The organism is Paenibacillus sp. FSL R5-192 (assembly GCF_000517845.1).
In the GTDB taxonomy this organism is placed as follows: Bacteria; Bacillota; Bacilli; order Paenibacillales; family Paenibacillaceae; genus Paenibacillus; species Paenibacillus amylolyticus.
On record NZ_ASPR01000006.1, the window covers coordinates 60,787 to 73,960 of the forward strand.

At 46.6% G+C, this 13,174-nt stretch carries 8 protein-coding genes; 3 read left to right on the top strand and 5 right to left on the bottom strand.

Going from position 1 to position 13,174, the window contains the following annotated elements; all coding sequences use genetic code 11:
- Positions 1–3: 3 nt before the first annotated feature.
- From C161_RS03820 to C161_RS03835, 4 genes are all read right to left on the bottom strand, one after another.
- The gene (locus tag C161_RS03820) at positions 4–1,806 is read right to left on the bottom strand and encodes a cache domain-containing sensor histidine kinase (protein ID WP_036668329.1); all 1,803 of its coding nucleotides are present in this window, start codon (positions 1,804–1,806) and stop codon (positions 4–6) included.
- Between the two features lie 199 nt (positions 1,807–2,005).
- Entirely contained in the window at positions 2,006–2,854 is an 849-nt protein-coding gene (locus C161_RS03825; RefSeq protein WP_036668330.1) for a GNAT family N-acetyltransferase, read from the bottom strand.
- Between the two features lie 210 nt (positions 2,855–3,064).
- The gene (gene gnpA / locus C161_RS03830; protein ID WP_036668332.1) at positions 3,065–5,245 is read right to left on the bottom strand and encodes a 1,3-beta-galactosyl-N-acetylhexosamine phosphorylase; all 2,181 of its coding nucleotides are present in this window, start codon (positions 5,243–5,245) and stop codon (positions 3,065–3,067) included.
- Positions 5,246–5,258: 13 nt separating this feature from the next.
- The gene (locus tag C161_RS03835; RefSeq protein ID WP_036668334.1) at positions 5,259–6,278 is read right to left on the bottom strand and encodes a glycoside hydrolase family 88/105 protein; all 1,020 of its coding nucleotides are present in this window, start codon (positions 6,276–6,278) and stop codon (positions 5,259–5,261) included.
- Between the two features lie 171 nt (positions 6,279–6,449).
- Here C161_RS03835 and C161_RS03840 point away from each other — a divergent pair, with 171 nt between their 5' ends.
- The 3 genes from C161_RS03840 (at position 6,450) to C161_RS03850 (ending at position 11,767) form a co-directional block, all read left to right on the top strand.
- Positions 6,450–7,397, top strand: a complete 948-nt coding sequence (locus tag C161_RS03840) for an AraC family transcriptional regulator (RefSeq protein WP_036668335.1) — start codon at positions 6,450–6,452, stop codon at positions 7,395–7,397.
- Positions 7,398–7,517: 120 nt separating this feature from the next.
- Entirely contained in the window at positions 7,518–10,649 is a 3,132-nt protein-coding gene (locus C161_RS03845) for an ATP-binding protein (protein WP_036668336.1), read from the top strand.
- Positions 10,646–11,767, top strand: a complete 1,122-nt coding sequence (locus C161_RS03850) for a response regulator (protein ID WP_051449570.1) — start codon at positions 10,646–10,648, stop codon at positions 11,765–11,767. The genes C161_RS03845 and C161_RS03850 overlap by 4 nt, the downstream gene beginning before the upstream one ends.
- Before the next feature lie 170 nt (positions 11,768–11,937).
- Here C161_RS03850 and C161_RS03855 read toward each other — a convergent pair whose 3' ends face one another.
- Positions 11,938–13,119 carry a DUF4317 domain-containing protein gene (locus C161_RS03855; protein ID WP_036668338.1) on the bottom strand — a complete coding sequence of 394 codons (1,182 nt, stop codon included), beginning with the start codon at positions 13,117–13,119 and terminating at the stop codon, positions 11,938–11,940.
- Positions 13,120–13,174: the final 55 nt, after the last annotated feature.

Genomic DNA, 13,174 nt, shown 5'->3' on the forward strand with positions numbered 1-13,174 from the left:
TCCTTATTCTTGAGATGCCTGCATAAGAGGAATTTGAATGCCAATCGTTGTTCCCTTCCCCTTTTCACTGAATATGTGCACCTGAACGAAATCATCAAAATACATCCGCAGCCGAATATATGCATTCATCATACCAATGCTGCTAAGCTCACTCATCCGATCCATACTCGGGTCTTGCATCATTTTGCGGAGCGAGGCCAGCTTGTCCTGATCCATACCGACTCCGGTATCTCGAATGGAAATGTACAGCTCATTACTTCGAATTTCGAATAATACCTCCACGACCCCATCATTCGACGTCCCCTCAATGCCATGGATACAAGCATTCTCCACAAAGGTGAGAACGGTTAGCTTGGGTATCATCATGGCAGCAATGGATTCGTCTGTGATCCGGATTGCAAATTGCAACTTTTCACCAAAGCGATACTGCTGGATACTCAGATAACTCTCTACAAAATTGATTTCCTCTGCGATTGTAATCAGATCATCGCCCCAATTGATCGTCTGACGTAACAGCAGTGCCAGTTTATGAATGACATCGGAGGTTTCAAGCTCGTCCTTGATCAAACTCCGCATACGGATCGTTTCAAGCGTGTTGAACATGAAATGGGGATTCACCTGACTCTGAAGGGCTTTCAGCTCCGCCTGTTTCTTGGAGAGCTCAAGGGCTTGCCGCTCCACCTGGCCCTTAAACACAATCTCAATCAGGTTCTTGATCTTGATGACCATCATGTTATAACTATGGGTCAGGCTGCCGATCTCGTCTTTGCCCACAGGTCCCGATATCACCTCAAATTTCTCATGCTTCACTTGATCCAGGTGCTTCGCTATCCGATCAACTCTGATGACCAGTGATCTGGATATCAACCAAATTAGCAGTGTCGGCACCAACAGATTAAGAATGATTAGTAAAGTCAAATTAAGCTTGGAATTAACAATCTCCGACAGAACGTCCAATTTCTCCGTGCTGACGACAATCTGCCAATCCTCGGATACGACTGGAATCGATTGCATGGATTGAACAGGATCAATTGAACTGTTTGCAATCAGATTAAATGGCTTGCGCATCTGATTCATTTTTGAATCGTTCGAGAAAATGACCCTGCCATCCGAAACGACATACACCTTCCCATTTGCTCCCTCATTTTTAAGCGATTTGTTGATGAAAGCGTAGTCCAGATCAACCTTTAACACCTTTTCAACCTGTTGCTCCCCAAAGTAATCCAGCTTGCGAATAATGCTTACTTTGCGTCCTCCCTGACTTTGCGACATCTCCGCCTGCTGTTTGTCAAAATACGAATAGATCATGATATGGTCGCTCGTTTTCATCAGCGCTTGATACCAATCACTTTTCTTCACCTCTTCATCCAGCTTAATAAAGTTTCCTCCATTGACGAAGGTATCATTGCCAACATAAAACGTAATTTGATTCACCTGCTGGTAGCTGTAATAGTACCTGACCAGATTGTTGTTGCTAAGCATATCATAGTAGGCAGAGTAATAGTCTTCCTGATCGCGATACTTGAACTCCATGAACCGGTTCAGCGTTCCATCGGTATAGAGAAAATTGGACACATACAAGCTATTGTCTATACTGTTCCGCAGGTTGAACTTGATCCTTTGCTGCATTTCATTGAATCGGCTATGCTCCTTCTCTTCAATGTTACCTTTGATGCTTTGGTAAAACACGGTATTTGTGACCAGGACCGGGACCAGCACACAAAAAATGAACAATATGTACAACTTGGTTTTGAGACTCCAATCATCCAGAAACTGAATACGCTTACAGTATTTCTTTCGGCTCATGTTATGTCTTTGTCTCCTCTAACCATGTCATATATCAACATTATTATAACGAGTACAGGATGGGTTGGATACTGCAATCCAAGATTTCCGGGAAGCCTTTAATCAACCTCCCGTTCAACTGGCCCAACAAGACAGACACTAACACCCCACATATTTTCGTATGAACTCGATCTGATCTTAAGTCGAAACGGGTATCTCGTTATAATTTCAAGAGCATTTCGTACTGGCCCACATGATATGCAAAACCTGATTTGACCAGGAGGAAATCTTGCATCGGTTTCAGATGAGACTCCACATTGAGGACACTGATTCTAGGCGATTCTGTGCGTTGGACCATCTCTGTCAGGATGCTGCTTGCAATACCTTTGCCCCGGTAATTTTGGTTCACTGCAAGCTGTGGAACATCACCTGTTTTTTGATCTATAATGCCATAACCAACAATGCTTTGATCCTGACGTGCAACCACATAGATAAAAGCTTCCGGTAAAGCGTAGATGGAATCAATTGAATTTTGCCAGGAGGGCTCCACATCCCAAAATTCCTTGAACTGCTCCAAATCGATTCTCTCCACACATTCGACCATGCAGGTCGTTTGCGGTATGAATTGATCTTTTTGCAACTGGAAACATGAAAATTCCCTTTGAATTTTGAAGTTTTGTTTACTGTACAGCTGAACTGCAGATTCGTTGGATTGGATGACTTCCAGCAAATATTGCTCTACATTTTTTTCTTTTAAAAGCTTTTGAATATTCAAGAGCAGCTCACTTGTAATGCCCTGCCGTCTGCAATCTTTTACAACGCCTGTCCCAAGGTCATATGCAGTTGCCTTTCCATTCCAGCTTCGAAGTCCATTGATAACAAATCCGACCATTCTCTCATCTTTAAAGGCTCCCATAGATATTTCGGGGTGATAACCCCTTCGTTGGAGCATCTGTTGAAACTTCCAAAAAGGCAAATCCATTTTAACCTGGTAGTCGGAGAACGCATCCACAAACGCCTCGTGAAGTGTCTCCATGCTTATTGTGTCCAACAATTTATAACTGTACATTAGGGCACTCTCTCCTTTGAACAGATGAAAATAATAATATATTAGGGCTCATGATCCCTATCCTTATTTAAATATTCTACTAAATAGTGTTAAAACTATAAAGTAATATCCGTACGATAAAATCTGCTTTCTTCAGAGTTTTCAGACACGTCCTAATAACTAAAATAGACCGCTCCCTGGTTAAGGAATACGGTCTATCGAGTCATTATTCTATGGGGATACCGATTTTGTTAAACCAATTTTGGTGATCACCGTATCATACGGCTCCAATTCCACGGTCTGTTTTCCATGCTCTGTATTGATCGTCGTGGACTGAACCTGATTGCTATTATTGATCACAACCAATATGTTGCTCTCGGGGTAGTAGGCGCACTCAGTATACAAGTTATCCGTGATGTACTTTGTTTCATGGAATTCATTGCCCGCAAATCGAATCAAATTCAGAAGTAGTCTTGTATTTTCCCAGCTGAATTCGAAGGAAGGCAGGTAGATCCCTTTTCCTTTTCCAAAAGCATGTGTGGACAGTGTGATCTGACCATCCGTTTCATTCACTACAGCTGCTGATCCATCAGTAAGATAAATGTTATCTTTCGGAAGTATGCTGGCCCCCTCAGGCACCAAACCATACTCATCATTAACTTCATACGACCATTTTCCATGAACAACCCTTGCACCTGTATCCTCATCTACCCCAAGCACATGGGCCATTCTAAAATAGCTGTCGTACCCGTCCATTGCCGAAGGCTGGTTAATGCCAATAAAGGTACCACCCTCATACACCCATTGTGTCAATAAGTCCACAGACTTGTGGTCACTCCAATGCGCTCCACCGCTCCATGCTGAACCTGCAGAGCCGGCATTGATGACGACATCTACATCCTTCAATGCCCCCTGTCGAATATCATCAAAATCAATAAACTGCACGTCAACAGGCAACCCGGCTAATGCCTCATTCACATGAATCAGATCATGCATATGCGTTTCATGAAAATGACCGGACAAGGTCCACGATCTTAACTTGCCCCAGCTATGCAGCACGGCTACCTTTGTCTTGATCTGATATGGTTTTCCAGCCTGATGCAGCTCTTTCATTTCCCTGAATTCATGGGCAATCTTCTCGATATAATCCACAAAATCCGGGTAAGGCTCAACAAGATGCAAATATCCACCCAGTCCAATCCGGTCAATCGACTCACGCAGCAGCGCACGCCGGATATTAATCCAGTATTTCTTCGCATCCAGGGTAGGGTCTCCACCCTCCTTGAAGGTAGGAAGCCCGCCTAAGCCAACTGGGAACAAGTAGGGATGCAAGCGAATCTCATGGGTATCAGCCTTAACGCCGGAGCACATTCTTGCCTCGTAACCGGAGAACACACATTTGATCATGCCGTCGAATCCAAACTCCTCAAAGCGGTCATTGTACGGCTCCATGCCTACCCAGCTGTCATCATAGAAGACATACGCCAGCTTGTCATGATTGTGTACAATATCAATTAACTTTTTACCGAATTCAATGACAAAATCATTGATAAATGCCATCCAGTCCAGTTTGCGCTGATCTGCAGGCATATGAGTGACCTGATATTTACCGCCATTTACAAAGTCCTCGGCGGAGAGTGAGTACCCAAATTTTTGAGCAAACAGATCCAGTGCTCTCGAACTTACCGTGAAATCGTATGAACCCCAATCCGAGAACAGATGGCGATTCCGCTCATCACTGCCCCAGATCCAGGCGAAGTTATAAAATAGGGACGTAAAACGTACAACGGTTGTTTCCGGGTGTTCTTGGCACCACTTTTCCATCCAATCCAGCAAATAGGTTTGGGTGTCTGTATAGATCGGGTCAATCTGCATCAGATGCTCTTTGTCCCAGTTATTCGTCGTATGGTTGTACATGGAAATCTCTTCCCATATCCGATAAACCATGAAACTCACGGTGTATTTATGCCAAGGAGCAACGCCGGTAATGACAACATTGCCAGATTCCCTTTCATAATTCCACTGTCCTCTAGGCACCTCTTCCCCAGTCGTTCGATCATAAACTTGCCAATATTTAAACGCTTCTTTGGAATCATTCACCCTGAATTGTTCAGCAAAGAAGTCCTCCATCAGATAGATGGATACATAATCTTGCACAGCAACCTTCGGATTCGTAATGAGAAAACATTGCTGCAACTTATCCAGATTACGGGATGCCCACTCATTATGATCCCGAATAATGCAAATGGTTGAATAGATGCCGTATCCGGCATTGATAATCTCATCGGACAACTTTGTACCGTCACTGTCACGGATCACATCGGCACCCCAGCGATTGGCAAGTTCCAGCGTCAGAGCTTCATAACCGGATTCTCCCGGTAGTGTAAAAGAGCCTTTGGTTGGTTTGGACAATTGGGTTCCCTCCCTATCTCAACATATCGGACAGAAAAGCGAGTGCAAGGCCCTGACCCCAGCCCTGAATCCAGTCTTTTGGAATATTGCGATAGCCATCCCGATCCTTCATCACCGCGGTACCTCCAGATACACCAAGCACGCGTCCATCTTCGCTAATGTTGTTCAGAATGCCTTCCAGTGCCTTTTGCACGTATTTGGTATGCAGTGGATTACCGTTATTGATCATCGCTGCTGCAATACCCGCGGAAGCTGATACCTCTTCATACGATTCTTCGTCATCCAGAACCGTACGCCACAAGCCGTTCTCGGTCTGCACCAGCTTGAGAGCCGCCAATTGATCGCGAAGTGCACACTCTACATCCATACACTGCGGATACAAATACCAGTCGTTCAATTGCGGTTTCACCTGAGACATCGTATAGGCTCCCCAAGCGTTCGCTCTTCCCCAGTAAAATCCGGACATGTGATCTTTGTTGATATTATTATAACCGTGATACCACAGACTACTGGTCGGATCTTGCAGGTATTTGATATGCCAGTAATACTGATTCAGCGCATCCTGGATCATGGCTTCATCTTTTAATTTGCTACCTACGCGAAGCAGGAAAAATGCCGCCATAAACAAGGTATCCGCCCAAGCCTGTTCCGGAAAATCATTGGAAACCGATACCGTATGCTGAAGCACATTGTCTCCAAAGCGAAGTGCATGATTCTGGAGATAATCGACTTTGCTGAGGACAATATCCCAATATTTCTGATCCCCGGTTTCTTCATATAAAGTGATGAGCACATGGCCCATAGCACATGTATTTACCGTCCAACTTGGCAACCCCAGCTCGATATATTCGTCTGCCCATTTCACCAGCCTGTCCAGAATCTCTTGGTTGCCTGTCGTTTGATAGGCTCTGGATACACCATAATAAGCCACTCCACCGGGCCAATCCCATGTCAGATCCATATCCAGTGTTTTCTTGGTAACGTTCTCGATTACGTGTAGAATCTGATCCCTGTCATATTTCACTTGAAGCATTGTTATTCCCCTCTCCCTGTGCACACGCCCCCAAGTGCGCCCTGAGAGGTGTCCGTCCATTTTTGTAAACGCTTTACTTATTCCATTGTACGCAGTAAAATAGTCTCAATCTAAGCATATTCATAACAAAACTGCGCAATTTCAATCATTTATACATAGGAGTCCTCGAAAATGCCCAAACCGAAGAAACCGATCATTGAATATCGTCACTATAGCCTGCCCATTGATTTCCCTGTCCTGTTACTCAGTGGAGACCGCTGGAGAATATCCGATATCAAGAGTGAGCATCTTCATTTCCATAACCACATGGAGATTGGCATCTGTTATTCAGATGGAGGCATCATGGAGATTAAGGGAGAATCTGTGCCTTTTCGAGCAGGCGACATCACATTCATTCCCCGATATCTTCCGCATACCACATACAGTTCACCTAATAACGCCAGCCTGTGGGCTTATATCTTTTTTTCACCGGAAGAACTCTTCCGTCATTCGCTCAAAACAGCACAAACTCACATTGAACCGAATCTATGGGCGATTCAGGGAGCCAATTGCATTCTGAATAAGGAACAGCATCCCAAAATTCATATGCTCGCAACTTCAATCGTTGAAGAAATGAAGCAGCAGTCCCCCTATTATCGGGAGAGCGCGTACGGCTTGTTGATGTCTCTATATATCGAACTGCTTCGAATTCATGCGAGCAGCGAACGCTTGTCATCTCAAGATCAGGAACGGGAACGAGACCTCCAAGGTGACTTGGTCATCTCACCCGTGCTGGAGTTTATCACCAAAAACTATATGATGCCTGTGACCATCGATTACCTCGCTGATCTGTGTCATCTGAGTACAACGCATTTTCGCCGCAAGTTCCATGAAATTATGGGAACCACACCGCTTGATTTTCTGAACAGTACCCGGATTGAAGAGGCATGCAAGCGATTAAAAAGCACGGAGGCCTCCATTCTATCCATCTCCGAGCAAGTTGGCTTCCGATCCATCTCCAGCTTTAACCGTTGCTTCTCCAAACTGATGGGCGAATCGCCTAAAGCCTGGCGCAAAGGCGCTCATACAGAAGCACAGTCTGCAAAAGCCTCAATATTGGAATTCACGGGGTGGGTATGAAGGAATTTGTCGAAATGTGATTGCGCCCCCCAGAGATATTCGCTACAATGCCGATAGAATACAAGAGATTTTGTCCGAAGCTACCAAAGGATTGAACAATCTCTAAAGGAGCAGCATTTCGTGTTATTAAAAATTTCAGGCGTTGTCCTGACTGTTTTACTCGCTATTACCGTACTGCTGCTGTCAACGATCAGAGAACCACAATCTGCTGCGCTTCATGCCCGTCAAGGTGTTCTGGACCTCTCGGCCTGGGACCCTGAACAAGACGAGCGGATCAAGCTGGACGGGGAGTGGGAATTTTACTGGGAGCGATTGCTTCCTGACGAATCTGCAACATCGAATCAGGCTGGTCCAACGAAAGCACCCGACACCTATGCAACCGTTCCCGGCTCCTGGAATCGACTTAAAGTGGATGGTGAACGACTGCCAACCCACGGCTTCGCCACGTATCGACTGGTACTGCGTAATGCACCTGTTGAGGGAACACTGGCGATCAAAAAAATGAACATCCGTTTTGCCAGCGAGATCTACATTAATGGCAACAAGCTGCTGGAAGACGGGCATGCCGTGGCAAAATCCGCAGGTTACCGACCAGGCAACTCCCCCCAGATTGGCTTTTTCCCCTATCATGGCGGTGACATTGAGATTTTGATCCGGGTGGCTAATTACGATTACACGGACTCTGGCATTCCGGGTCCACTCTTTTTCGGCGAACAAGCAGCCATGCTGAAAAAACATCAATTCAACACAGCTATCGAATTCGGCACGCTTGCTGTACTGGCTACCATTTCGATCATATTCCTCGTCAGTTACCTGGGGTCTGCACTCTACCGAAACAGGGACGACTCCCTGCTGCTGATTGGTCTAATCTGTCTCCTGTATGCACTCTATAACGGCATGATCAGCGAACGTGTGTTATCGATGGCGGGCACGGAAATCTCCTTTAGCACGCTCTATAAATTAAAAGATTTCTGCTCTGTGGCATGTCTGGGTCTGTTAACCTTTTACTTCTACCGATTCAAAACAGGCATCCTGTCCGGTATGCTCACGGCGTTGATCCTGATCATCTTCGGAGCTTACTTATGTATGGTCACGCTCCTGCCTATTTCCATCTACGGGCTGGCTGCACCTTACGTCGTCGTTATGTACACGTTGATGCTGCTCTGGTTGCTCTATCAATGTGCAAAACAGTTCCTAACCAGTGAGAAAGGCGAACGGCTGTCTACTTTTCTGTGGTACGCAGCCCTCTTAAGCATCATGCTGTACTGTCTGGACATTAATCTCTTCTCGATCTCGCTCAAGGAAAATATGAATATCGGGCAGGCTTCCATTGTCCTGTTCAGCATCCTGATGCTGTTTCTGGCGGTGCTTCGGTTCTTCGAGGCCTATCGTACGGTCCGCACCCTCAAAGATCAGTTGCTATTGCTGGACAAGGTGAAGGACGACTTCCTGTCCAATACTTCGCATGAGCTCAAAACACCGCTGCACGCGATTGTTAACATCAGTGAAAGCCTGCTTAAAGGCGCAGAAGGTCCCCTTACCGATGAGCAAGCGCACAATCTGGCGATCGTGACGGGAAGTGGCAGACGATTAACCTATCTGGTCGATGAATTGCTGGATTATTCGAAAATGAAACATGGCGACATCCCGCTCCACCGGTCTTCGACCGATCTGTACTCGTTTGTCGAATCGGTCATGCGTATGCACTCCTTCCTGCTTGGCGCGAAAAAGGTGGAGCTTATCAACCGCATCCCGGCGCATTTCCCGCCGATCTATGCAGACGGCAATCGACTGATTCAGATTTTGCATAATCTGATCGGCAATGCCGTTAAGTTCACGGAACGTGGCACGGTAAGCATCAAAGCTACGGTCGTGCAAGGCAAAGCGGAAATACGCATTGTGGATACCGGCCGTGGTATCGGTACGGACAAGCTGGAACATATCTTCCTGCCGTTCGAGCAGGAAGCGGATACGGGGCCAGTCGTTGCTGGAGGCACCGGTCTAGGACTAAGCATTACACGCAAGCTGGTCGAGCTGCATGGCGGAACCATTCATGCGGAATCAGCACCCGGCATGGGTGCTACGTTCATCCTGACCTTTCCGCTGGCAGAGAATAAAGGAGAGAAACGTTCCAACGTCATGCCACTTACCATCGCTCCTACAGGTCCTGGTAATCGGCTACTCCGGTTCGAAGAACCAACGATTGTACAAGGGAATAAAGACGAATGGATCATCGTTGTGGATGACGACTCGGCTAATTTGCAGACAATAGTGAATCTCTTGAAGCTGGAAGGTTACAGTTATGCGGTCACTTCACGCTCCCCTTCCGTACTGGAGTTGCTGGACAAACTACCTGCCGTGCATCTCGTCATTGCTGATATCATGATGCCTGACATGTCGGGTTACGAATTGCTGGAACGGATCAGGGAGCGCTTCTCTCCTTCCGAGTTGCCTGTACTCATGCTAACGGCGAGTAATAAAGCCAATCAATTGAAGCTGGCCTTGGAGAAAGGTGCCAATGATTTTGTATCCAAGCCGTTCGAATCGGAGGAACTGCTGGCACGGATCGGCGGTTTGACTCGGATGAAAACATCCGTCCAAGCTGCACGAGATGCAGAAATATCTTTTTTGCGGTCACAGATGAACCCGCACTTTCTGTACAACGCCCTGAACGCCATTGCCGAATTGTGTGTGGATGCGCCAAATCGGGCAGAACAATTGATTTTGCAATTATCGAGTTACTTACGACGGAGTGTGCACTTTAAACATCTGGACTCAAAAACTAGCCTAATGAACGAACTGGAGATGATCGAGGCATACGTAGCGATTGAGCAAGCCCGCTTTGGCTCAAGGTTGGAGGTCATTATCGATGTGGATGCTGATGTGAACCGGAACATGGACATTCCACCGCTCACGTTACAGCCCCTGATCGAAAACGCAATTCGGCATGGGCTGATGTCCAGCATTCGCGGTGGTCGGGTCATGTTGTCTATCCGCAATCTGAATGATACGGAAACACGGTTCACCATCGAGGACAACGGAATCGGCATAACCAAGCAACGGATGGACGAGATTCGGCAATCCACGGACGGCAGTAACGGTGTTGGACTATGGAATATTTCCAGCCGGTTGAACCTGCTGTATGGCAAACACCTTCAGATGGAAAGTCTGGACGGCGAGGGAACGCGGATTACCTTTGATCTTCCAAATCAACGTCTAAGCACAGATGGGAACGGGGGTTATGAAACATGAAGATAAAAGTCATCATCGTGGACGATGAGGATTTGTCGCTGAAGCGACTGAATCGCATTTTGACAGAAAGCGGAGAAGTTGAGGTGTCTCGCGCATTCCATGACCCGGAGGAAGCCTGTGAATATGCGGCAGAGAATAGCTTCGATGCGGCATTTCTGGACATTACGATGCCTCGCATCTCGGGTATGCAACTCATTGGTGAATTGCGTAAACATCATCCTTCGCTTCCCATTGTGCTGGTGACTGGATATGAGGAATATGCGGTGCAGGCCTTTGACAAAGAGGTGATTGATTACGTCATCAAGCCGGTCACGGCTGAGCGACTGAACCGCAGCATCAAACGGTTGCAGGAAAAGCTTCACAAGTCCGTGACAACACCTGAACCAGCGGTGCCTGGACCCAAACTGAACGTTCGTCTGTTCGGTGAATTCACCGTGTTTGGCGGTGCCGGAGCAGACAGTCCCATCAAGCTTAGAACGCCCAAAACCGAAGAGTTACTTGCATTCTTGCTGTATACCAAATCAACCACCCGCGATGCCTTGGCCGATACGTTGTGGAAGGACCTCAGTCCGCAGAAAGCCTGGACCAACATCAATTCCACACTGTACTACGTGCGACGTGCCATCGGTGATAACAGTGACGTGCCGATCATTCTCAAGGACAGAAACGGTATCCGTATCGACCGGGAAGCGATTAACTGTGATCTGTACGAGTTCGAGGCTTTGTTCCGACAGATGCGTCAGGCATCAACACATCGCCCCGAGCTCTTCGAGCGGATGGATACGTTGTATACGGGTGAACTTCTGAAAGGAAGGCATTATGAGTGGGCTTTTGCGTGGTCCAGACAGCTGGAACTGGATTTCATCATGACGATGGAAACTGCTGCCCACTATCACGCGAAGGCAGGCGAGCCGTTACGGGCGCTGTATTATTTTGAACGTATCCTCCAGATTGATTCGATTCGGGAAGATATTCATCGCGAGATCATCCTGTTGTATCTGTCGCTTGGACGAAGAACCGAAGCGCAGCGACAGTATCTGGTGCTGGAGGAATTGCTCCAAGAGGAGCTTGGCTCCAGTCCGGCAGCAGATATCAAACAACTGTTGCGACAATCATGAAACAGCAAAAAGCCCATGCCTTGGCATACTGAACTGCTCCCATCGTAGTCTTCTACGGTCTACTATAACAGGGAGCAGTTCAGTGTTGCTTTTGGCTTGGGATTTTTGCAATAAATGGACGTTTATTCGTTCATAACTGATGATTTTACATCATCATTGTCTAGAATCAATTACTCATTTATAAGTTTTTCTGTATTAAGGGTAAAGCCTTCAATCACAACATCTTCGTCCACTTCAATCATGATGCAACGTCTGCCTTGATAATTCACCTGCTTCACATATCTCAGGTCTTGCGGGCTAACCGAAATCGTAGCGACCTTGGTCTCGATCTTAATAGACTTGGACGTAAACTTCGGCATAACACTGGTCGCCTTCATCTCATAGTTCTTGTTATCAACGATGGTTTCGAAGGCACGTTCTACTTTCTCCGTTGTCAGATCTTCTATACCGCTTGCGGTCAGTACACGTTCCAGATCTTTATAATCCAGCTTCGGAGGTTCTTCCTCATGGGACTCTTCGTTAATCTCGATGACTCGGTTGATCTCCTCGTATACATGTGCAATGGTGGCTGAATCGAGCTGTTCACCGGCCACTTCCTTGACGATATCTTCGAAGATCGCCCGTTCTTCCAGTGCGGTTACGGATCTTTCTCCATTCAATACATTTTCAACAAAATGCGGATCCGGGAAATTGGATTTCCCTGTACAATAGAGTACACGATTCACATCGGAGTAGTTGTCCGTCACGCTAGGGTACAGGAATCCTTGCTCTGGCGTGCTTAATTTGATAATCGGATCTACAATGATGTTGTATTTGAATTCTCTCTCCACGTAGTCAAACAAGAGTGTTTTCCGCTGTTTCTCCGTGGAATTCACGCTGCACAGAATGAACGGATGAGCGAACACCTCATTCTTCTCACTCTCTTCCGTAGCTTCGTTTCTAGCCTTGGTCGGCAGATAATATTGTCCACGCACAAACGTAGCTACCATATCCCGCTCAAACTTCGTATCCACCAACATTCGATCCACGAGCAGTAGCATCAGATCCTGCCATTCATCCGGATCACCTGTGACCAGAGCCTGGTGAAGCAGTACCTGTGCCGGGTCCTCCGCCGCTTCCTGGAACTTCAATTCGAATAACTTCTGATCCAAATCACCTGTCAGCAATTTTTTGAAATTGCCCATGTACAGCTCCTGCTTCTCTCTGTCCACCAGTTCGAACGGGTGACGCTCCCAGTGATAGACCTCATTCGTTTCCTTCGTAATATACACGTTGAGAATATCGTAAATATTCAGTAGATCGTGATCGAGTTTAAACTGCTTGCGTATATGCGCGACTTCTTTTTTATTCATGATTCGTTAGACAACTCCCACAATATATAATTTTATCTGCGTGCAGCTCTATATC